This is a genomic window from Pedobacter sp. AC190, from assembly GCF_979258025.1.
On the sequence record NZ_OZ409824.1, the window covers coordinates 621860 to 645410 of the forward strand.

Sequence of the window (23551 nt, forward strand, 5' to 3'; positions counted from 1 at the left end):
AAGCAAATTGGAAATTAGCAAAATCAAATGAATACGACAAATTCAAGTTCCTCTATAGAAACTGAGGGGTTAAACAATGGCAATGAAAAGCCCCTTCAGGGGTTGGGGTTATCAATAGCCGTTGCAGTAGGCGAAAACTTCGCCATTGGCAAAAACAACCAGCTTCTATGGCACATGCCTGCAGATTTGAAGTTTTTCAAGCAAACCACTTCGGGGCATACTATAGTGATGGGTCGCAAGACATTTGATTCTGTTGGCAGGCCTTTGCCAAACCGTAGAAATATTGTAATAACCAGAGATTCATCACTAAAAATCGACGGAGTTGAAGTAGTAAATAGTTTAGATGAGGCATTAGAAATTACTAAAGCAGAAGAGAAACCTGTTTTTATTGTCGGCGGAGCAGAGATTTATCAACAGGCTTTACCAAAAACTGATACCCTTTATTTAACTACTATACACCATACTTTTGATGCTGATACGTTTTTCCCTGAGATTGATAGAAGCGTGTGGGAAGTTGTGAGTAGTGATCCGCATAAAGCTGATGAAAAGAATAAGTACGATTATACTTTTGAGGTTTTAAAACGAAAGTAATCTGAAAAGTCGTCATTGCGAGGTACGAAGCAATCTTAATGTATTAACTATTAAGGCCCGTGTTTATAATTTTTAAAAACTCCATCCACTGTTGCAGGATTCCATCATACCTCACAAGGAAGGAAGCGTTATGCTTTTAGCCGAAAATAGAATTACTTCTTGTGCCACCTAAACCTGATATTAGCGGCAGCCTCCGATTTTTTCTATCGGAGCTAAAGCGGTTAGCAGGACCGAACCAAAGCTAAAAGCTACTGTTATTGCTTTCCAAATAAATCAAAGCATAATTTCGTATCCAAAACAAGATCTGTGTAACGAATGTATGGCGATTATTCGTCGTTAAAAATTAATCTTAATAAATTATCAATTAAGGGGTTCTATAATTTAAAAATTTAATTAGATTTGCCGACTTGTTAAAAAAACAGCGAAGACAAATTATTTTAAACAAACAATGCAAGGAAAAGGTTTTATTAAGTTTATAGCGATAGTATTAGCTATCGTTTGTGCGTATGCACTTTCTTTCACTTTGGTCTCATCCAGTGTGGAAAAAGACGCAAAAAACTATGCGAAAGGTGATTTAGCCAAGGAAAAGGCTTACTTAGATTCGATGAGTACTGAAAAAGTTTACCCGTTATTGGGCTTTACTTATCAGGCCGTAAAATCGAAAGAGATTAATCTTGGTCTGGATTTAAAAGGTGGAATGAACGTAACGATGGAAATATCGTTGGCGGAATTAGTTAAATCGTTAGCAGATAACACAACTGATGCTAATTTTAACAAAGCGTTACAAAATGCGCAAACACAATTAAACGCAGGCGGTAAAGATTACATCAAATTATTTGTTGATGATTTTGAAAAATTGAATCCAGGTGTAAAACTTGCTGATTATTTTTCTAATCAAGATAATGCTTCACAGTTAAAACCAAATGCAAGTAATAGCGAAGTTCAGTCTTTCTTATCGAAAGAAGCTGAAAGTGCTATCGATCGTTCATTTACAATCTTACGTTCTCGTATTGATGGTTTTGGTGTTGTGAGTCCGAATATGCAAAAACAACCTGGTAGTAACCGTATCTTAATCGAGATGCCAGGTGTACAAGATAAAGAACGTGTTTCTAAATTATTACAAGGTTCTGCAGAATTACAATTCTGGCAAGTGTACCAAGTACAAGAAGTTGTTTCTTTACTTGAAAACATTAACAAAACATTAGCATCTACTTTAAAAGATACTACTGCTGTTGCTAAAGAAACTACTACAGCTCCTGCTGCAGGTGGTAAATTAGCTGGTTTAGAGAAAACTGCAGCAGATACTACTAAAGGTGGTAAACTTGCTGGCTTAGGCAAAAAAGATTCGACAGCTGCTAAAGCAGCAATTGCAAAATCAAATCCTTTATTCTCTATTTTAAGTATTCCTACTTATCAGGGAGAAAATGGTCAACCAGCTTTACGTCCAGGACCAATTGTTGGTTGGGTTGCACAAAAAGATACTGCAAAAGTAAATTCATATTTTAAAACGCCTGAGGTTGCTGCAGCTATTCCTTCTACTATGAAGTTTATGTGGAGCGTTAAACCAATGGAAGGTTCTAAAGTATTCGAACTTTACGCTATTAAAGTTACCAGTGCTGATGGTAAACCAGATTTAGGTGGCGAAGCAGTAAGTGATTCTCGTAACGATTTTGACCAAAAAGGTAAACCAGAAGTAACCATGTACATGACCAGCGAAGGTGCTGCAAAATGGAAAAAAATTACTGCTGAAGCATCTGCTGATAGAAATAATTTAAAATCTATTGCTATTGTATTAGATAATCAGGTTTACTCCGCTCCAACGGTACAAAACGAAATTCCTAATGGTGTTTCTTCTATCTCTGGAAACTTTACACAAGAAGATACTAAAGATTTATCGAACATCTTAAAAGCTGGTAAATTACCTGCTCCTGCTCGTATCGCTGGTAGCTTCATTGTTGGTCCTACTTTAGGTGCTCAAGCTATTCACGATGGTTTAATCTCTTTCATAATTGCATTTATTGTAATCTTAATCTTCATGGCGCTATATTATCACCGTGCTGGTTGGGTTGCTAACTTTGCGTTATTAATTAACTTATTCTTCATTATTGGTATCTTGGTATCATTAGGTGCTGTGTTAACATTGCCTGGTATTGCTGGTATCGTTTTAACAATTGGTTTATCGGTTGATGCGAACATTCTAATTTTCGAACGTGTACGTGAAGAACTTGCTTTAGGTAAAAACATCCCTACTGCAATTAGAGAAGGCTTCAAACATGCAATGCCATCAATCTTAGATGCTAACATTACCGTATTCATTTTAGGTGCTATTCTTTACTTATTTGGTAGCGGACCAGTTCAAGGTTTCGCAACTACATTATGTATTGGTATCCTTTCTTCTTTGTTTGCTGCCGTTGCTATTTCGAGAGTTGTTTTCGAAGCGATGTTGGATCGTAAAATGGAAATCAGTTTCGATAACCAATTTACACGTAACGCATTTAAAAACTTAGCCTTCAACTTTGTTGGCCGTCGTAAAATTTACTACATCATCTCTACAGTAATTATTATTGCTGGTATTGGTATGTATTTTAAACATGGTGGTTTAAACTTAGGTGTTGACTTTAAAGGTGGTAGAACTTATTTGGTTCATTTCGATAAAACAGTTAATACTGAAGATTTAAAATCTAAACTGACTGTTGTTTTTGATAATGAAACGCCTGAAGTTAAAACCGCTGGTAGCGATAGTCAAGTAAAAATTACAACTACTTTCCATATTGAAGATCAAGATCCTAAAACTGATAAAGTTGTTGAGGATGCTTTAAATAAAGGTTTAGCAGGTTCTAAATATGAAATTGTAAGCTCGCAAAAAGTAACGCCGATTATTGCTAGCGATATTGTTAACGGTGCTTTCTACGCGGTATTGGTATCATGTGTATTCATGTTTATCTACATCGTAGTACGATTCAAAAAATGGCAATATGGTTTAGGAGCAGTACTTGCATTAGCGCATGACGTTTTAATGGTATTGTCTTTCTACACAATTTTAGATGGCGTTTTACCATTCTCATTAGAAATTGGTCAGGATTTTATTGCAGCGATTTTAACCGTTATGGGTTACACCATGACAGAAACAGTTGTTGTATTCGACCGTATTCGTGAGAAATTGAAAGAAGCTGGTAAAGACGATTTACACGGTGAAGAGCGTAACAACTTAATCAACTTCGCGTTGAACAGTACATTAAGTCGTACCATTTTAACTTCATTAACGGTATTCTTCGTGTTATTGGTAATCTTCATTTTCGGTGGCGATAGCATCCGCGGATTTATCTTCGCATTGTTAATCGGTCGTATCATTGGTACGTACTCATCATTATGTATCTCTACTCCTATCGTAATCGATTTGGGTAGCTCTGCTGAAAAAAGAAAATAAGATTTCTTAATCTTTAGATATATTAAACGCCTCGATATTTATCGGGGCGTTTTTTTGTTTAGGCTAAAAATGTTAACAATCACTCCAATCTTTACAACATTAAAACATTTCAGACTTAAAACATTGCTACAATCTCTGTAAATTCGCCCTATGGCAAAAATATCAATTAACCTTGCTACAGGTTCGTTTCAAAAGGAAGAAATAATAGTCGGAATCGATTTGGGTACCACAAATAGTTTGGTTGCTTTCATCAATCCTGATAAAAATCCGCAGGTGATAAACGATGCTGGAAAGGGATTATTAGTGCCATCTGTAGTATATTTCAATAATCAGAACGATGCAATAGTAGGTAATGAAGCAAAAGAGTTTTTAACTACCGACCCTGCAAATACAATCTTTTCTGTTAAAAGATTGTTAGGCCGTTCTTACAGAGATGTTGCCGACCACAAAGATATTTTCTCTTATAAAATTATTGATGACGATACCGATGCCTTAGTTAAAATCCAAGCTGGAAATCGTTTTTATACACCGATTGAGCTCTCGGCTGAGATTTTAAAAGAGCTTAAAGCCAGAGCAGAACATGCTTTGAAAACACCTGTTAACAGAGCTGTAATAACCGTTCCAGCTTATTTTAACGATAGCCAGCGACAAGCCACACGTGATGCAGGTAAACTTGCAGGTTTAGATGTTATGCGTATTGTGAACGAACCTACAGCTGCAAGTTTGGCTTACGGGATTGGTTTAGACCCATCGCAACAAAAAACCATTGCCGTTTACGATTTAGGAGGTGGAACTTTTGATGTTTCTATTCTTCAAATTCAAAATGGGATTTTCGAAGTTTTGGCGACTAATGGAAATACTTATTTAGGTGGTGATGATTTCGACAGAGCCATTTTAGATCATTGGATTGAGAAAAACAATTTAGATATTAAGGTTTTAGCAGAGGATAATATTTTAATGCAAACCTTACGTTTGCAAGCTGAAGCCGCTAAAAAAGCATTATCTACTCAAAATTTATATAATGAAAAAGTTGGTGAAATCTGGTGTACGCTGGATAAACAAACTTTCGAGCAGTTGATTTCCACAAAGGTTGAGGAAACCATTACTGCATGTAAAAACGCTTTAAAAGATGCGGATTTAACGGCTTCAGATATTGATGAAGTTATTTTGGTTGGCGGCTCTACCCGCACACCATTCGTAAAGCAACAAGTAGAAAATTTCTTTGGTAAAAAGCCACAAGATAATATCAATCCTGACGAGGTTGTGGCGCTTGGAGCAGCTATTCAGGCTGATGTTCTAGCAGGAAATCGTTCTGACATTTTATTGCTTGATGTTACGCCACTTTCTCTTGGCATTGAAACCATGGGCGGTTTAATGGATGTGATTATCGCTCGTAACAGCAAAGTTCCGACGAAAGCTGGTCGCCAATATACCACTTCGATTGATGGACAGATAAACATGAAAATTTCTGTTTATCAGGGCGAACGCGATTTGGTTAAGGAAAACCGTAAGCTTGCTGAGTTTGACCTAAAAGGCATACCAGCTATGCCAGCTGGGTTGCCTAAAGTTGACATTAACTTTTTGCTTAATGCAGATGGAATTTTAACTGTTCAGGCGATTGAATTACGCTCTGGTGTAAAACAAGAAATTGAGATTACGCCAAGTTATGGTTTGAGCGACGATACGGTTGAAAAAATGTTAATCGACAGCATTACCCATGCTAAAAGCGATGTAGAACAACGTATGCTAATCGAGGCGCGTAGCGAAGGTGAGCAATTGCTTTACACTGCCGAACGTTTTATTGAAAAACATTCGGAGCATTTAACAGCTGAAGAAATCTCTGAAACTAAAGTTCATATTGAGGCCTTGAAAACCGCTTTAGCTTCTCAAGAAAAAGATACGATTTTAAAGAAGGCTGACGAACTGAATGAATTTACGCGTCCGTTTGCAGAACGTGTGATGGATGCAGCAATTTCTACTGCAATGAAGGGAAAGAAAATCGAGTAAATCTGGGGTTGAAGTTGATTGCCTGATTCATTAATTTTTTTCCTCATTGCGATGCAGGAAGCAATCCTAAGACTATAGCGGGGAACAAAAATCAAGGCATTAGAGTTGCTTCGTACCTAACAATGATGACCAAAAAAACCGCACAAAATAATGCTTGAGATTATTTTACTCTGCCTTCTCTACAGAAGCTTTGTGCGCTTTGTGGTTAAAATTTCTTACCATACATCAAAAATTCTCTGCTCCTAACCCATTAACTTTGTTTAACAAATTTTAGCAATTATGGAATTAGGTATTGGCATGTTTGGCGATTTGCAAATTAATGCAAAGGGAGAAATTCAACCCGCACAACAAAGACTTCAGGAAATTATAGAAGAAATTAAACTCATGGATGAAGTGGGTTTAGATTTTTACGGAATCGGTGAACACCATCGCCCGGATTATGCAGTTTCCAGTCCCGAAATTATTTTAGCTGCTGCAGCAACCATAACTAAAAACATTAAGTTAAGTAGCGCTGTATCGGTTTTGAGTTCATCCGATCCAGTTAAACTTTACCAAAATTTCGCTACAATAGATTTAATTTCGAATGGCAGAGCCGAATTAATGGCTGGCCGTGGAAGTTTTATCGAATCTTTTCCACTATTTGGCTTTAACCTGCAAGATTATGATGAGCTTTATGAAGAGAAATTAGAATTACTTTTAAAAATAAATTCAACACCCAAAATAAGCTGGAAAGGTAATTTCCGTCCAGAATTGGTTAATCAGGAAGTTTTGCCACGTGCGGTAAACGATAATTTAAAAATATGGGTTGCTGTGGGTGGCACGCCAGAATCTGTAGAACGCGCAGGAAGATTAGGTTTACCTGTAATGTTTGCCATTATTGGCGGCCAACCCATACAATTTAAGCCACTTTTCGATTATTACAAAAAGGTTTATCAGGCTTATGGTCATGATATGAATAAATTTGAAGTAGGCGTTCATATGCACTCTTTATTTGGCGAAAACAACAAAGATATTGCTGATTATTATTACCCGCTTTACTCTGCGCAAATGAACCGAATTGGCAAAACTCGTGGTTGGGCACCTTATCAACGTAATCAGTTCGACGCTGGAATTGGTAAAGGTGGTGCATTAATTATCGGGGATGCGAACGAATCAGTTGATAAAATGTTAGAAATGGAAGAAACTTTTGGCTTAACGCGCTTCTCAGCCCATATGGATGTTGGCGGCCCATCACATGCCGCGATGATGAAATCCATCGAAATTTTCGGAACTAAAATAGCACCAAAAGTAAGAGCAGCCTTGAAAAAATAATTAACACTTGTTTTTTTCAACATATAAAATTAAGAGTATATAATAGCTTATATACTCTTAATAGGCTTTCCGTTAAGCTTAATCGCAAAAGATACCTCTCTAACAAATGAATGAATGTACACCATTGAAATCATAAAAAGAGATAATTAATAAATCAGTTCAAATAAATTTCCCTAACCTTGTAAAAATTCATCCCTATATTTATTAAAGTAAATTACGCACGATAAAATATAGAATGGATAATTCGGAAAAAATAAACCTGCTTTTAATTAAGTTAGAGAATTTGTTGCTCAGACAGCAAGGCTTCGATGCTGAAATTAAAGCTTTGAGAGATGAAGTTAGAGCTTTGCAATCTCCTGGAGCCACTCCAACTCACGATGTAATAGTTAAAGGGCCAGCTATTGCGCCACTACCAAGAAACACGCCTCCCTCTCAGGTTATCCAAAACACGAATAATTCTAGGCCCGTTCCGAGTTTTTCTTCATCAAATACAAATCAGCAGCAACCTAATTTTGCTGATAGATTTAAACGTGAAAACATAGTTAAGTCGGATTTCGAAAAGTTTATTGGTGAAAACTTAATTAGTAAAATCGGGATTCTAATTCTCATAATTGGTGTAGCCATTGGGGCCAAATATGCTATCGACCACGATATGATTAGTCCATTAACCAGGATTATCTTAGGCTATGCTGTTGGTGCTGGTTTAATGGCATTTGCAATTAAACTCAAAGAAAAATACGAAAACTTTTCGGCGGTTTTGGTTAGTGGGGCAATTGCTATTATGTATTTCATAACTTATGCAGCATACGATTTCTATACCCTCATTCCGCAGGTATTAGCGTTTGCATTAATGGTGATATTTACATCTTTTACTGTTGTGGCCGCCATAAAATATAATAAGCAGGTTATAGCACACATTGGTTTAGTTGGTGCTTATGCCGTTCCTTTTTTACTAAGTGATGGTTCTGGAAAAGTTGGTGTATTATTCACCTACATGGCTATTATCAACATCGGGATTTTGATTTTAAGTTTCAAAAAATATTGGAAACCTTTGTTTTATGCATCTTTTGGATTAACCTGGATTATCTTTTTAGCCTGGCGGTTAGATTTGAGTTCTGCAAATATTTTCTTTGGTCTATCGGTCCTGTTTTCGACCTTGTTTTTTGTTATTTTTTACATTACAAACCTTGCCTATAAAGTAGCAAAGAAAGAAATTTTTGGGCTGAGCGATGTTGTAATTATTCTTTTAAATTCATTTATTTATTACGGAATTGGCTATTTTATCCTTTTAGGGAATAAAAATAGCGCAGAATTATTAGGCTTATTTACACTAGCAAACGCTGTAATTCATTTTGTAGTAAGTTTAATTATCTACAAAAAACAACTTGCTGATCGAAATTTATTTTACTTGATTCTGGCAATGGTAATTACTTTTATTACAATGGCTGCACCAGTACAATTAAATGGTGGCTGGGTTACAATTTTCTGGACCGTTGAGGCTGCTGTATTGTTCTATCTAGCAAGAGTTAAAAACATCGCGATTTACGAAAAACTTTCTTTTCCATTAATATTCCTTGCCTTCTTCAGTTTACTGAAAGATTGGACAACATATTATAATTTTTATTATGACTCAGAGTTCATTACACCAATATTAAATGTTGGCTTTTTAACTGCAGTTATTTTTATAATAAGCTTTATCTGGATGTACAACATCAGCAAAAAAGAAATAGAGAAACCTATAGAATGGGCGTGGGCAAGACAAATACTTAACTATGCAATACCATCTATCTTATTGTTAGTGGTGTACGTTACTTTTAGGATAGAGATTTCCAAATATTTCAATAACCTTTTCGAGCTAACCAAAATTAATACCAATCCAAACGGTAAATCTGCATACGTAAATTATGAGTACAATTATAATTACGAAAAGCTCCAAACTGCCTGGATTTATATTTATACCTTATTTTTTGCATCAATTTTAAGCTATTTTAATGTTAGAAAACTTAAAAGCAATGAATTAGCTATTGCATGTTTAGTTATAAATTTGATAGTTGTTATTGCTTTTTTAACCCATGGACTTTATAATTTGAGCGAACTGAGGGACGCATATTTATCCCACACAGATAAATACTTCAATATCAGTTCATTTAATATTGGCATTAGGTATTTAAGCATTGTATTCTTTGGCCCATTTATTATCCAATGTTATAAATTAATCAATTCTGGCTTGTTCAAAATGGATTTGAAAGTGATGTTTGACTACTTGCTTTATATTTCCATTTTGTGGTTAATTAGTAGTGAATTAATTAACATTTTAGAATTAGCAGATTTAGATGGAAGCTATAAGCTAGGGCTTAGCATTTTATGGGGCATTTATTCACTGTTTTTAATTAGCATGGGCTTAGCTAAAAACAAAAAACATTTGCGGATTGGGGCTATGGTTTTATTTGGCATTACCTTAATAAAACTATTTATTTATGATATTGCTTACTTAAGTACGATTTCAAAAACCATTGTTTTTGTGTCGCTTGGCATATTATTATTAATCATTTCCTTTCTTTACAATAAGTATAAACATTTAATTATTGATGATGCTAAAGCTGAAAATTAATATCTTTTTATTGCTTTCGATGTGTTTCTATATCGCTAGTGCACAAACAAGTGCCTTTAAATTTAAACGGAATATAATTGGCGTCAATTCGGCTTGGCACAAACTACAATTGCCGAATCAACTTTATAAAAATGCAAATTCGGGCTTTGATGATTTAAGAATTTTTGGTGTCGATGGAAAAGATACCTTAGAAGTACCATACCTTTTAAAGCAAAGAGCAGACAAAGTTACATCAAAAGAAGTTGATTTTAAACCCGTTAACGAAAGCGCAAATTCTAATGGCTTTTTTTACACCTTTCAGCTGAACAGTGCTTCTACTATTAACCAAATTAACTTGGCTTTTAAAGAAGGTAATTTTAATTGGCAAATTACCCTCGAAGGCAGTAATGCCAACACCGAATGGTTTACAATTTTAAAGGACTACCGCATTTTATCCATTAAAAACAACAATACCGATTACCAATTTACAAAACTTAGTTTTCCAGATTCTAAATATTTGTATTATAGGTTGATGATCAGGAGCGCCGAAAAACCTGGTTTACTGGAGGCATTAATTAATAAAACCGATACCATAAAAGGCACTTATCAGGATGTAAAATATAAAACTTTCCGTTTAAATAATGATGCTGTTAATAAGGAAACAGTTATAGATGTTACTTTAGAAAATCCTGTACCGCTCTCCTATTTATCGCTAAATGCGCAAAGCGATTTCGATTTTTACCGATCAATAAAAATTGAATATGCCACAGATAGTTTTAAAACTGATAAAGGAATGCATTATAATTATGCCAGTCTTTATCAAGGAACTTTAAGTTCATTAGAAAAAACTGAGTATAATTTTGAGAATACCATTGCTTCAAGGTTAAAAATCACTATTCAAAATAATGATAACAAACCATTGCGCTTAGGTAAATTAGAGCTAAGAGGAAACATTTACGAGATTATTGCTCGTTTTGATAACCCGAAACTAACTTATGCGATATTTTATGGGAATGATAAAATACAGGCTCCTAGCTATGAAATTGAGAAGTTTGAAAGTAAAATCCCTGAAAATTTAACCTCATTAACTATTGGAGAAGAACAGAAAAATTCCACCTATACTACTAAAATAGAAAAACCATTATTCGAAAATAAAGTTTGGCTATGGGCTTTAATGGCGGTAATTATAGCACTTTTGGGTTGGTTTTCTTTTAAAATGCTTAAGAATTAAAATTTATATATACCATTAAAACAAAACATGAAAAACATTTTTCAATCCGCAATAACTGGGGAAGTTATTAGTAGGATTAACAATCTTACCTCATCAACACCTCAACTTTGGGGTAAAATGAATGTTGCGCAAATGTTAGCGCACTGCAATGTAAGCTATGAATTGGTTTATGAGAACACACACCCACAACCAAACGCTTTTATGAAACTTATTATGAAATTAGTGGTTAAAAATTTAGTAGTTAGTGAGAAACCGTACAAAAAAAACAGTCAAACAGCGCCAGCATTTGTAATTTCAGACCAAAAGGAATTTGATAATGAAAAAGCAAGACTGATTGCCTATATTAATAAAACACAAGAGTTAGGAGAGGCGCATTTTGATGGAAAAAAATCACATTCATTTGGAAAGCTTACAAAAACCGAATGGAATAATATGTTTTACAAACACTTAGATTATCATTTAGGACAATTTGGGGTTTAAAAAAGTTTCAACTGCCCCTAAATAAGTCTTAAATAAAACCGCAAAAAAGCAAATTGTTGCTTAACTTGTATAGACAAAATTCTAACCAAAACATTAAGAATGGCAAAACCACTAGTTACCTGTCTTTTGTTTGATGGACAAGCAGAGGAAGCAGCAAAATTTTATTGTACAGTTTTCAAAAATTCAAAAATTACCCAGGTAACACCAATGGTAGTTACTTTTGAGTTGAACGGAAACAAATTTATGGGTTTAAATGATGGCCCAAAATTAAAATTTGATGAAGCAATTTCATTTGTGGTGAGTTGTGATACACAAGATGAAATTGATTACTATTGGGAAACTTTTACCAAAGATGGTGGAGCAGAAAGCATGTGTGGGTGGGTAAAAGACAAGTTTGGAGTTTCCTGGCAAATTGCACCCGCTAACATCGTCGAACTATTATCCAACCCTGAAAAGGCTACGCGGGTAATGGATGTAGTGATGCAAATGAAAAAACTGGACATAGCTAAAATTGAAAATGCTTAAATAACCTAATTACAGTGAATGAAGCGATTAACGATAATTATGTTAATCATCCCGCTTTTCTTTTGTACCTCTTGGGGTTTCTTTGCACACCAAAGAATAAATAACCTGGCTGTTTTCACTTTACCAAATGGCATGATTGGTTTCTACAAAAAGAATGTAAAATACATTACCGAACATGCTGTAGATCCTGATAAACGTAGGTATGCTGATACTTTGGAAGCACCAAGGCATTACTTAGACGTAGAAAACTATGAGAAAAGTATCGATAGCATTCCCGAAAAATGGAACGATGCTTTAGCTAAGTACGGTAAAAAACATTTAAATGAAAATGGCATTGTTCCATGGCAAATTCAGCGAACGTATTATAGTTTAGTTAAAGCTTTCGAAACCCGAGATTCCATTAAAATCTTAAAGTATTCTGCCGATTTAGGTCATTATATTGGCGATGCTCACGTTCCTTTACATACCACTTCTAATCACAATGGTCAATTAACTAACCAAGTTGGTATACATGCCTTTTGGGAAAGCCGCTTACCTGAATTATTCTCGACGAATTACAGCTATATTATTGGCAGGGCAACTTACATCGAAAACCCTTTAAAAGAAGCCTGGAAAATAACAAAACACACTCATACCTTACTTGATACCGTTTTAACCTTTGAAAAAGAATTAAGCATATCATTTCCATCGGATAAGAAGTATAGTTTCTCCGAACGGAATAATACAGTTTTGAAGCAATATTCTTTAGCATACTCAAAAGCCTATCACGATAAAATGAATAATATGGTAGAAAAACAAATGCGTTCTGCAATATTAGAAATTGGCTCTTTCTGGTATTCTGCCTGGGTTGATGCAGGGCAACCCGAACTTAAAAATCTCATTAAAATTGAGGCTGAACAAAGGCATAAAAAAGAGGAAGAAGAAGCGGAAAAGAAATACCAGAATGGTAAAATATTAGGAAGAGAGATTTAAACAAAAAAAGGCGAGCATTATTGCTCGCCTTTTTTAATACTTATAGTTGAGTTTAGTTCTCACCCTCAATAATTTTTTCTATTTTTTTTGGTTGAAGACGGCTTTTTACCGCTGCCCAAATTGCAGGCACAAAGGTTACAACGGCTATAAAAACAATAACCAGTTCGAAATTATTTTTAATGATCGGAATTTGACCTAGTACATAACCGCCTAATAATAAAGCTACGATCCAAGTTATGCCACCTATAATGTTAAAATAAGTAAATCTACCAAATGGCATTTTAGCTATGCCTGCTACAAACGGAGCTATTGTTCTGAAAATTGGCAAAAAGCGGCTAAAAATTATTGCTTTACCACCATGTTTTTCGAAAAATTCATGCGATTGTTCGTAATATTTAAGTTTTAAAATCTTATTATCTTCCTTAAATACACCAGCGCCTAAAACACTTCCTAATTTGAAATTAACTGTATTACCTAAAATTGCCGCAACAATTAAAATCAATAGCATAACCCAAATATTTAAACCAGTTTCATGCTCACCAGCTATTAATGCACCCATTGCAAACAATAAGGAATCACCAGGCAAAAATGGTAAAACAACTAATCCTGTTTCAGCAAAAATTATAAGGAATAATATTAAGTAAGTCCAAGTTTGATAATCGTTAACAATTTGTGCTAAATGGACATCGATGTGAAGAATAAAATCTATGAGTTGCTGTAGTAATTCCAATGTATCTGATTTTGAGCAAAAATAGGAATATCAATTTGATAAAAAGCCGTTTCTGAAATATTAATTGAATTTGATTAATTGTTGACAATTAATCGCTCCCTTAACTTCCCTTTATTTACTCCTTTATTAACACCATCAATGATTATGGTATAGGTTTTACCTTTATAAAAATTGGTAGCAGGTATGGTGTCAATTACACTTGTTGAATTAACAAGATTTAAGAATATTTTAGCGTTAGAATCTGGTTTTAATACGATATATCCAGAATTTTCTCCATTTGCTAAAGAAGCTGTAAAAGATGATGTCCTGTTCCTGATATTAACTTTTGAATCCAAAGTGTATCCTAAGTTTATAAAGAATAGCCTGGCATTAGCAGGATCAGGAGTCAAATTATCCTCATAAATCGTTAGCAAAGAATCTATCTCTGAAGTTTTAGTGTAAAAAACTGAGTAATTTTTTCCTATACCAAAGGTATATTTTATAGAATCACCAATTTTCGTACTTCCTGTGTTTTTGGCTAAAATGTTGTATTCTTTATCACCCTCGTAAACCAGATAATCTGTACTGTTACCATAAGATATTCCTGTAGTAGTCGTTCTTCTAATTCCGTTTAAATAGAAATCCTGAGAAAGCTGATCAACATTATTAAAGAACCGAACCTTAGTATCTCCTTTAATTAAATTATCGTTTTTAACACAGGCCGTAATTAAGCAAACTGCTGTAAATAGAAAAGATAGTTTTAAAAAGTTAAAGGCTTTGAAATTCATACAGGTAATATCTTATACGCAAAGATAGCTTTTGTATTTCAATTAGGTAAACTGTAACTAATTATACTCGATAAGATGAGCTTCTAATGTTGCAGCAGTTAAGCCGCTAAACCAAATTGTATAAATTTTACCTGGAATTAAATCTGTGGCAGCGATAGTTTTAATACTTCCTGAGCCCACAACATTGTACCTTAATGCAGCACCTGCATCTAATGAAAAATAATTGGATGCTTCTTTAAATAGTAAGCCATTAACAAATTGCGCACCTGCTTGTACAGTTACATTAATACCCGTAGCAAAATTTGGCGATAAATTTATGAGCCTGATTTTTGCAGTCGCCATATCAGAAATACTTAAATTATCTTCATAACTAACTATTTCTCTATTCGCATTTCTATCAGAAACTAAAAAAGTACTATAAGTTAATGATGGAGTAAAATTTAAATTCGTACTTGTATTTAAATTATTTGAACCCTGGTAGCTCAGGTTTCTGTTTCCAGATGGGATTGTTAAATAATCGCTTGTTTCACCAAAGGTTAAAGCGGCAGAAGTTAACTTTTCATTATCAATGTAAACATCTTGTTTAGTTTCTGTTTGCACGGCATTAGTAACTTTAATTTTAGTTTGTCCCTGAACAATTAAATCGGGATCTTTCTTACTACAGGAAGTAATACATAAAAAGCAAACTGCAAGCAGAATTGCCTGGGTGATTGAGACACGTTTTGTAAAGATTTTCATAGGTAGTTGTACTTGGTTATAACCAAAATGGCTTGGTCAAAAACCAAGCCATTTCCCTATAAAAACTAAAGATTTAGTAGTTTCTAATAACTATTATTTAACATAACTGGCATAACTAACATTAAAACATCTTCGTTTTCATCATTAGTTTGCGGTATTAACAAGCCTGCTCTATTTGGTGTAGAAAGTTCTAAAGTAACTTCATCGCCACTTAAGTTACTTAGCATTTCAATCAAGAAACGTGCATTAAAGCCGATTTCTAAGTCTTCACCATCATATTGACAGCTTAAACGCTCGTGTGCTTCGTTTGCAAAATCCAAATCTTCTGACGATATATTTAACTCACTTCCATTAATTTTCAACCTAACCTGGTGAGTAGTTTTATTAGCAAAAATTACTACTCTACGAAGCGTATTTAAAAATAAACTTCTATCAATTACTAATTTATTAGGGTTATTTTGCGGGATAACTGCCTCGTAATCAGGATAACGTTCGTCTATTAAACGACACACTAAATTGATATTATCGAACTTAAAGAAAGCGCTGGTTGCATTATAATCAACTGATACATTAATATCATTTGAAGGCAAGGCGCCTTTTAAAAGTGTTAAAGCTTTTTTTGGTAAAATAAACGATGTTGCTTTATCAGCTTTGCTATCCATACGACGGTAACGAACCAATTTATGAGCATCGGTAGCTACGAATGTAATGTGCTGAGGCGATAACTGACAGTAAACACCTGTCATTGCTGGACGTAACTCATCGTTACTAACCGCAAATATAGTTTTGGTAATTGCTTCTGTTAAAACAGATGCTGGTAAATTTACCGATGAAGCGTTTTCTACAACAGGAATTTTTGGAAAATCATCACCGTTTTCACCGCTCAATTTATATTTACCTTCGCCTGCACTAATTTCGATTGCGAAAGTTGCATCGTCAATATTAAAAGCAATTGGCTGATCTGGTAAAGTTTTAAGCGTATCTAATAAAATTTTAGATGGAACGGCAACTTTTCCTTCTTCTTTTGATTCTACAGCCAGGGCAGTAGTCATACTGGTTTGTAAATCAGTAGCGGAGATGGTTAAATTACCATCTTTAATTTCAAAAAGAAAATTTTCTAGTATAGGTAAAACTGTACTGCTGCTAGATGCACCGTTAACAGTTTGTAGATGTTTTAATAAAGTTGATGTGGATACAATAAATCTCATGATATCAATTAGTCTTCTTCAAAAATATAAAAATTATTTAGCGTACTTGTACTTGCGGTAATAATGTTGAAAAATTGCAAATAATATTAACAATAATAACGGAACTATAATATTTAAAACCTGCCATTTGGTTTTTTCCAGTTTAATTTTTGCCTTATCAAGCAATCTGATTTTAACGTCTTTGTTTCTTAACGCAATTAAGTTATCATCATCAGTAAAATAATCAACAATATTTAAAAGTAGTGCTTTATTTCCGTAAGTCCGCTGTGTATATCTATCAAAGCCTAATGGCAATGGCGAATTATCTTTAGCTACAACCTGGTTTTTAAATAAATCTCCATCGCCTATAACTACCATTTTGCTTGGCTTACCAACTGCAACGTTTGCGAAAGGTGTAGAAATGCCCGCTGGCAAAGGTCTTCCTGCAAAAACTGACTGAAAATTCCCTTCTAATAAAACGCCTGCACTTTGCATTGGATTTTGAAATGTTTTGGGGTCGGGCTGCTCTGCAACCATTTGTAAGGAGAACTGTTTAGGCACGTTAAATACCCTATTAAATGCAGAAGTAGTTAAAATATAAGTTTTCTTAATTCCTTTTGAACCAATTGTATCAACGGTACTTGGAAATTCGGATTTAATTCCATCTAAATTTTTTACTAAACTCGCAGCGGTATCAGGCAATAAAATTGGGTAGTACAACCAAGGTACAAGCTGTATTTGTGGCTGACCACCAACATTTCCAGTAGAAACAGGAATTTCGGCGCTATTCTTATCGGCAATTACGTTGTAATTAATTCTAGCTCCATACATAAACAGCATATCATCTAGGTTAAGGTTTTTATTTAAAACCATCTGGCTGCCTTTTCCTCTTAAGCTATCCAATTCTGCCGAAATTTGATCGATACTCCAAAGTACCCGACCGCCATTCATTATGAAGTAATTGATTTTATATTTTTCAGCTTCGGTAAACGCGGTTTGAGGCTTAACTACAATTAGCATTTTTAATTTATCCAAGCCTGCTTTATCTATGGTATTTAGGTTAACTCGCCCAACTTCGTAACTATTTGCCAGTGTGTGCATGGCATCATAAAGCTGTAAATCGGAAGGCTCTCCGTTCGATTCAGTAAATCCAATTCGAGGATTATTTCCGCCAATTACTTTTTTAATGCTTGAAGTAAAAATATATTCTAAATTTTCGATAGAGCGATTGATATTGTCTTCATAACTGCCCCCAGCATCTAAATTTTGAAACAATTTAACTGGCATTTGTTTGCCATCGCTTTCGACCATTGCCATCGGAAAAACCAATTTTTGAGTTAATCCGTTTTCTGTTTTTACGCTTAAATTAGTAGCTTCTATACCTTGTTGATAAAGATTATTAATTACCGTATCCTGATCTGCAGCATTAAAGCCTGCAAGTGGATCGATAAATACAACTTTTAAATCTGTGTTTGAATAAGCTTTGTAATCGGTTAATAAATCTTTAACAGATGCTTGCAAACGCTTAAAGGCCGCAGGTAACTCTCCATTTAAAAACACAGTAATTATGATCGCTTTCTCTGTACCTTTCAGTAGTTTTTTAGTTTTATCACTTAAAGTAAAGCGCTTATCGGCAGTAAAATCGAAACGATGAAAAATGTATTTCCCTCCAATATTTAACAATATTAAAGCGACTAATACCAATCCAAAATTTATCCATTTATTATTGATTTTCATTTTCTCTTCCCTCCCGCTGCAAGTTTTGTAAACAATAAAAACACTGTTGAAAAACTAATAAAATAAACTAAATCACGTGTATCTAACACGCCCCGACTAATAGATTGGTAATGTTGATTAATACCAAAAGAGGCTATTGTAGTTTCAAAACTTTGCATGGATAAAAGCTGGCTGGAATAATCGAAACCTAAAAAGGCAAAAGCACATAATGCAGCAGAAATTGCAAAAGCGATGATCTGATTCTTGGTTAAGGCAGAAGCAAAAACTCCGATTGAGGTAAAGGCTGAGCCTAATAAAAACAAACCAATATAAGAGCCAATTACAGCACCTGAATCGATATTACCTTCTCGTAAACCTAATTTTGAAATAGAATAATAGTAAACCAATGTTGGTATTAATGCTAAAAGAACCAATACTAAACAGGCTAAATACTTTGCAATAACAATTTGCCAAAGTGTAATTGGCTTGGTAATTAAAAGTTCATAAGTTCCTTCTCTCCTTTCTTCGGCGAAAGAGCGCATAGTAATTGCTGGAATTAGAAACATAAAAAGATATGGAACCAGACTAAAAAAACCATTTAGTTCTGCATAGCCATAATCAAGTAGCGAAGTATCTGGAAAAAACCAAAGTAAAAGTCCAGAAACGGCTAAAAAAACTCCAATGGTTACATAAGCAACCATCGAATTTAAAAAACTAAATAATTCGCGTTTAAATACTGCGTACATACAATGTTAAAATGCCGAAGTTAACTAAATAATTGGGCAAATTAAAGACGTAAAAAAAGGGTAATTAGGTAAATAAAGTTATTTGAAAAGGTTTTTGAAACAGCTGATTAATTAAGACGGTATGATTTTGTTATAAAGCGAAAACGTAAGCAAAACGAACACCCAGAAAACCTTTTGTGCTCGATGTATTGAGAAATGTTATACTTTCATTCTTGCCTGTCCAACCTTCGTATCTTATACCTAAATCCAGTTTATTTTTGCCCGATAAGTTGAATATGTTTCCTAAGCCTGGTGACCAGGCAAACAATGTTTTTTGACCGTTACTTAAAGCCAACGCTGCCCCAAGTTGACCCTCAACGTAAAAAGTTTCGCTTAAATAGTATTTTAATCCTGCTTTTAATGGAGCGTAGGTTAAATCCTGAACGTTTAATAGTTGGTTTCTCTTACCAAAAAAATTTGTAATACCACCATTTAAAGTTAATGCAAACGATGAAGCTATTGGAAATTCTGCTTTAACCGATCCACCTAAACCAATATTAGAAATCGCAGCAAAATTACGTGACGGAAGTCCAAACTCTGCACCAATATCAATTTTAACAGCATTTTGAGCTTTAATTATAAAAGAAATAAAAAGCATCGATGCAAATAAAGCAAAACGAATTTTCAACATAAATTATGCGGTAAGTTTTCTAAAAATATCTTCTAACGAATTTTCATTATAAGCCTTTTTAATTCCTTCAAGTGAATCGTTTGCCACAATTTTACCTTTATTAATAATTATGATGTCATCGCAAATGGCCTCCACTTCTTGCATAATATGTGTAGAAATTACAACCGTTTTATTCTTTCCTAATTCTCTTATCAAAGCACGAATATCAACCAACTGATTTGGATCTAAACCCGATGTAGGTTCATCTAAAATTAAAACATCAGGATTATGAATAATTGCCTGCGCTAATCCTACCCTTTGGCGATAGCCTTTTGATAACGTACCAATTTTTTTATGTTGTTCGGGTATTAGACCTACCATTTTAATTACTTCATCAATCCTTACACTTAAATTTTTCAGTTCATAAGTTTGGCCAACAAAGTTGAGAAACTCCTTTACATACATATCTGCATAAAGTGGCGTATTCTCTGGCAGATAACCAATATGCTTTTTTGCTTCAATTGCTTGCGTTACAATATTCTTATCCGAGATTTGAGCTTCCCCTGATGTTGGTTCCAGATAACCAGTAAGCATACGCATTGTTGTAGATTTACCAGCTCCGTTCGGACCAAGAAAACCCAAAATACGACCAGGTTTTGCATCGAAACTTATCGAATCGACTGCTATTTGTTTATCGTAATGCTTGGAAAGGTTTTTAACTGAAATACTCATGGTAAAAATTTTAAACGCAAAGAATACAAAGTTTTTTAAACGATCGTTATGCTTTTAATTAACGTATACTGAACTTATTTTTTTATTATACCTAAACTTATCTAATTGCTCTGCAGCCTGACCAATATTATCTGATGATAAAATATCGGCTCCATTGTTTACCAAATGATAATAAACGTTTTTAGCTGGGTTTGCAATCGAACTTTTATCAATATTACCCATTGTACCCAAAATAGTGGTAATACCTTTATCGTGAAGGTATTTGTAAAGTTCTTTATCAGGTGCAGAAACCCCTACAAAAGCTACAATTTTATCACTAGGAATACCTAAACTATTTAATCTTTTTAGTTCGGCTTTCTTTTGTACTGATGCAGAAATCATTAAATCGGGTGCCAACTGATGTACCTCTTGAGCTTGATTAGCGGTGTAAGTGATAATTATTGAATTGCTTTCTACCTTATATTGCTTAACTTTTTCGATAACTTTTGCATAAGAAACGCCTTTCTTTAAGTCGATGGTTAGTAAAACCTTTCCTTTACTCCAGCTTAAAACGCTATCCAAAGTTGGTATTTTGAATTTTGTTTCCTTTCCATCGTCGTCTTTTAAATTAAAAGCCTTTAATTCCTCGTAAGTATAATTTCCGATTGGACCTTTACCTGTCGATGTTCTGTCAAGATTATCATCATGCATAATTACCATTACCGAATCTTTACTGTAAGCAATATCGAATTCGATTACCATCGGATTATAAGTTGTGGCATTTTCGAAAGTTTCGATGCAGTTTTCAGGGAAACCTGGCATTGGGCCGCCACGATGGGCACTAATTAACGGAAAACGGTTTTCTGGCGACCATTTTAAGAATTTATACAATTCTTGGGTGTTGTTAAATTTAATATAATGATGAACTTTTTCTTCTTGATTGCAGGATGTAAAAACCGATACCAAGGCTAATAAAATCAAATGATAAAATTTCATGCTTCAAAAATAGGAAAAAATGGAAGATGTAAGATGTAAAACAGAATTCTTAGCGGTATGCATTTAAAACATAAATAGATTGATATTTTTTGCCTCTTAAACCCGATTGCAGCGGAAATACTTTTAAAATTGCAACAACGATAAACTAGCTGTCAGAAGTTTTTAAAAGATTGCAGCAAAAAGCGGGACTACAGAACCTGACTAGCACTACAATTGCTTTTCTAAAAAATTTAGAGCTGTAAAGCATTTTTACGAACATCGAACCAAGCATTTCTACTTTAATCTTTCAGCTTTAGTCTTTCAGCTCAAAATAATTATCTTTGCCTCCATTATGGCTCAAAAGAATAACGACGAACAATTTAAAAATGTAATATCACATGCTAAGGAATACGGTTTCGTGTTTCAAAGCAGCGAAATATATGATGGCTTAAGTGCCGTTTACGATTATGGCCAATTGGGTGCCGAGTTAAAAAACAACATTAAATCGTACTGGTGGAAAGCCATGGTACAAATGCATGAAAACATTGTAGGAATTGATTCTGCAATTTTTATGCACCCGAAAGTTTGGAAAGCCAGCGGACACGTTGATGGTTTTAACGACCCGATGATTGACAATAAGGATTCGAAAAAACGTTACCGTGCCGATCAATTATTAGAAAATAAAATTGATGAGTTATATTCTGAACTAGCCAATTTTAGTGCAGAGAACAAGGCTAAGTTTGAAGAATTTCAACAAGAAATTTTAGGATTAAGTGATGAAGGACAAGCGGCCTGGATTCCTGGATTTAAGGAAGAAGTTTCGATTTTAGATAACGCCAAATATCCTTTTGTTGATGAGGCTAGCTGGAGATTTGTGAAAAAAGGCTTGGTGCTTGAAGTTGAAATGAATCTGGCTTTAAAAGCTGAAAACTTAGCACAGCTGAAAGATTTAATTGTAGATTATAAAGTAATTTGCCCAATTTCGAAAACATCTAACTGGACGGATGTTCGCCAGTTTAACCTAATGTTTAGCACGCAATTTGGTGCAATGGCAGAAGGTAGTGATGAAGTTTATCTTCGCCCTGAAACGGCACAAGGTATTTTCGTAAACTTCTTGAACGTTCAAAAATCGGGAAGGATGAAAATTCCTTTCGGTATTGCGCAAATTGGTAAAGCTTTTAGAAATGAAGTGATTGCCCGCCAGTTTATTATGCGTATGCGTGAATTTGAGCAAATGGAAATGCAATTTTTCGTTCGCCCAGGTGAAGACAAAAAATGGTTTGAATATTGGAAGGAAGCTCGCTTAAAATGGCACCAAGCTTTAGGAACATCTCCTGACAAATATCGTTACCACGACCATGTTAAGTTAGCGCATTATGCAAATGCGGCTACTGACATTGAGTTTGAATTCCCTTTCGGATTTAAAGAAGTGGAAGGTATTCACAGTAGAACTGATTTCGATTTAACACAGCATCAGGAGTTTTCGGGAAAGAAAATGCAATATTTCGATAACGATTTAAACGAAGAAGGTAAACCTTACGGAAATTATGTTCCTTACGTAATTGAAACTTCAATTGGTTTAGATCGAATGTTTTTGTTAACGATGATTAATGCTTTCGAAGAACAGGATTTAAGCACTGAAGACAAACAGGATAGCCGTACTTTATTACGTTTACACCCTGCTTTAGCACCTTACAAAGTGGCTGTTTTCCCTTTAACAAAAAAGGATGGCTTACCAGAAAAAGCTCGTGAAATTATGGATGCATTGAAATTCGATTTCAATTGTATTTATGAAGAAAAAGATGCAATTGGTAAACGTTACCGTCGTCAGGATGCAATTGGCACGCCTTTCTGCTTAACTGTAGATCACCAAAGCTTAGAGGATAACACGGTTACGATTCGTCATCGCGATAGCATGGAACAGGAACGTGTTGCCATTGCCGATTTAACAAATATTATTGGAAAAGCAGTTAGCTGGAAAAATTTATTAGCGTAATTTACCGTTTTCGAAACCTAAGAACTTTAGGTTAGATATTTATAATATTTAAGTCGCAGGTTTAAACCTGCGACTTTTTTTTATGCAAAATCCAATAAATCCCATCGAATAATAAAAAATCTGATGGATTTACATAGATTTTCGATTGAGGCTTTATTAATTTATTTTATCTTAGCCAACTAATTAATTAACACTAAAAAAG

At 34.5% G+C, this 23551-nt stretch carries 19 protein-coding genes; 10 read left to right on the forward strand and 9 right to left on the reverse strand.

Translation table 11 applies throughout. The annotated features are described in order from the left end of the window. Positions 1 to 102: 102 nt before the first annotated feature. From ACZZZI_RS02775 to ACZZZI_RS02815, 9 genes are all read left to right on the forward strand, one after another. Positions 103 to 591 (forward strand): dihydrofolate reductase, encoded by a 489-nt coding sequence (locus ACZZZI_RS02775; protein WP_463491757.1) that lies wholly within the window; start codon positions 103 to 105, stop codon positions 589 to 591. A gap of 448 nt (positions 592 to 1039) precedes the next feature. After that, positions 1040 to 4018: a protein translocase subunit SecDF gene (secDF, locus tag ACZZZI_RS02780; protein ID WP_316759200.1), complete on the forward strand. Its 2979-nt coding sequence runs from the start codon at positions 1040 to 1042 to the stop codon at positions 4016 to 4018. A gap of 150 nt (positions 4019 to 4168) precedes the next feature. Further along, entirely contained in the window at positions 4169 to 6025 is a 1857-nt protein-coding gene (gene dnaK, locus ACZZZI_RS02785) for a molecular chaperone DnaK (protein ID WP_316759202.1), read from the forward strand. Positions 6026 to 6304: 279 nt separating this feature from the next. Then, complete coding sequence (locus ACZZZI_RS02790; RefSeq protein ID WP_463488528.1) at positions 6305 to 7336, forward strand: Atu2307/SP_0267 family LLM class monooxygenase; 1032 nt, start codon at positions 6305 to 6307, stop codon at positions 7334 to 7336. A gap of 235 nt (positions 7337 to 7571) precedes the next feature. Beyond that, positions 7572 to 9947: a DUF2339 domain-containing protein gene (locus ACZZZI_RS02795; protein WP_463488529.1), complete on the forward strand. Its 2376-nt coding sequence runs from the start codon at positions 7572 to 7574 to the stop codon at positions 9945 to 9947. Between the two features lie 109 nt (positions 9948 to 10056). Then, positions 10057 to 11157, forward strand: a complete 1101-nt coding sequence (locus ACZZZI_RS02800; protein ID WP_463488530.1) for a hypothetical protein — start codon at positions 10057 to 10059, stop codon at positions 11155 to 11157. Positions 11158 to 11184: 27 nt separating this feature from the next. Further along, the gene (locus ACZZZI_RS02805) at positions 11185 to 11637 is read left to right on the forward strand and encodes a DUF1569 domain-containing protein (protein ID WP_463488531.1); all 453 of its coding nucleotides are present in this window, start codon (positions 11185 to 11187) and stop codon (positions 11635 to 11637) included. A 99-nt stretch (positions 11638 to 11736) separates the two neighbouring features. Beyond that, positions 11737 to 12162, forward strand: a complete 426-nt coding sequence (locus ACZZZI_RS02810) for a VOC family protein (RefSeq protein ID WP_463488532.1) — start codon at positions 11737 to 11739, stop codon at positions 12160 to 12162. 18 nt (positions 12163 to 12180) lie between these two features. Then, the gene (locus ACZZZI_RS02815; RefSeq protein WP_463488533.1) at positions 12181 to 13134 is read left to right on the forward strand and encodes a zinc dependent phospholipase C family protein; all 954 of its coding nucleotides are present in this window, start codon (positions 12181 to 12183) and stop codon (positions 13132 to 13134) included. A 52-nt stretch (positions 13135 to 13186) separates the two neighbouring features. Here the strand turns inward: ACZZZI_RS02815 and ACZZZI_RS02820 are convergent, their stop codons facing one another. The 9 genes from ACZZZI_RS02820 to ACZZZI_RS02860 all read right to left on the reverse strand — a co-directional run bounded on the left by ACZZZI_RS02820 (position 13187) and on the right by ACZZZI_RS02860 (position 21374). Next, positions 13187 to 13864, reverse strand: a complete 678-nt coding sequence (locus tag ACZZZI_RS02820) for a DedA family protein (RefSeq protein WP_316759218.1) — start codon at positions 13862 to 13864, stop codon at positions 13187 to 13189. A gap of 74 nt (positions 13865 to 13938) precedes the next feature. Further along, positions 13939 to 14631, reverse strand: a complete 693-nt coding sequence (locus ACZZZI_RS02825) for a DUF4397 domain-containing protein (RefSeq protein ID WP_424056841.1) — start codon at positions 14629 to 14631, stop codon at positions 13939 to 13941. A gap of 57 nt (positions 14632 to 14688) precedes the next feature. Next, positions 14689 to 15369: a DUF4397 domain-containing protein gene (locus tag ACZZZI_RS02830; RefSeq protein ID WP_316759224.1), complete on the reverse strand. Its 681-nt coding sequence runs from the start codon at positions 15367 to 15369 to the stop codon at positions 14689 to 14691. Between the two features lie 83 nt (positions 15370 to 15452). After that, the gene (dnaN, locus tag ACZZZI_RS02835) at positions 15453 to 16577 is read right to left on the reverse strand and encodes a DNA polymerase III subunit beta (RefSeq protein WP_316759227.1); all 1125 of its coding nucleotides are present in this window, start codon (positions 16575 to 16577) and stop codon (positions 15453 to 15455) included. Between the two features lie 33 nt (positions 16578 to 16610). Continuing rightward, a complete protein-coding gene (gene gldG, locus ACZZZI_RS02840; protein WP_316759230.1) occupies positions 16611 to 18293 on the reverse strand; it encodes a gliding motility-associated ABC transporter substrate-binding protein GldG in 1683 nt (560 codons plus the stop codon). After that, positions 18290 to 19018, reverse strand: a complete 729-nt coding sequence (gene gldF / locus ACZZZI_RS02845; RefSeq protein ID WP_463488534.1) for a gliding motility-associated ABC transporter permease subunit GldF — start codon at positions 19016 to 19018, stop codon at positions 18290 to 18292. The genes gldG and gldF overlap by 4 nt, the downstream gene beginning before the upstream one ends. A gap of 130 nt (positions 19019 to 19148) precedes the next feature. Then, positions 19149 to 19688, reverse strand: a complete 540-nt coding sequence (locus tag ACZZZI_RS02850) for a porin family protein (RefSeq protein WP_316759234.1) — start codon at positions 19686 to 19688, stop codon at positions 19149 to 19151. 3 nt (positions 19689 to 19691) lie between these two features. Beyond that, the gene (locus ACZZZI_RS02855) at positions 19692 to 20399 is read right to left on the reverse strand and encodes an ATP-binding cassette domain-containing protein (RefSeq protein WP_316759236.1); all 708 of its coding nucleotides are present in this window, start codon (positions 20397 to 20399) and stop codon (positions 19692 to 19694) included. Between the two features lie 54 nt (positions 20400 to 20453). Next, positions 20454 to 21374: a glycerophosphodiester phosphodiesterase family protein gene (locus ACZZZI_RS02860; RefSeq protein WP_316759239.1), complete on the reverse strand. Its 921-nt coding sequence runs from the start codon at positions 21372 to 21374 to the stop codon at positions 20454 to 20456. 331 nt (positions 21375 to 21705) lie between these two features. Here ACZZZI_RS02860 and ACZZZI_RS02865 point away from each other — a divergent pair, with 331 nt between their 5' ends. Continuing rightward, on the forward strand, positions 21706 to 23349 hold the full coding sequence (locus ACZZZI_RS02865) for a glycine--tRNA ligase (protein ID WP_316759242.1): 1644 nt from the start codon (positions 21706 to 21708) through the stop codon (positions 23347 to 23349). Positions 23350 to 23551 lie beyond the last annotated feature (202 nt).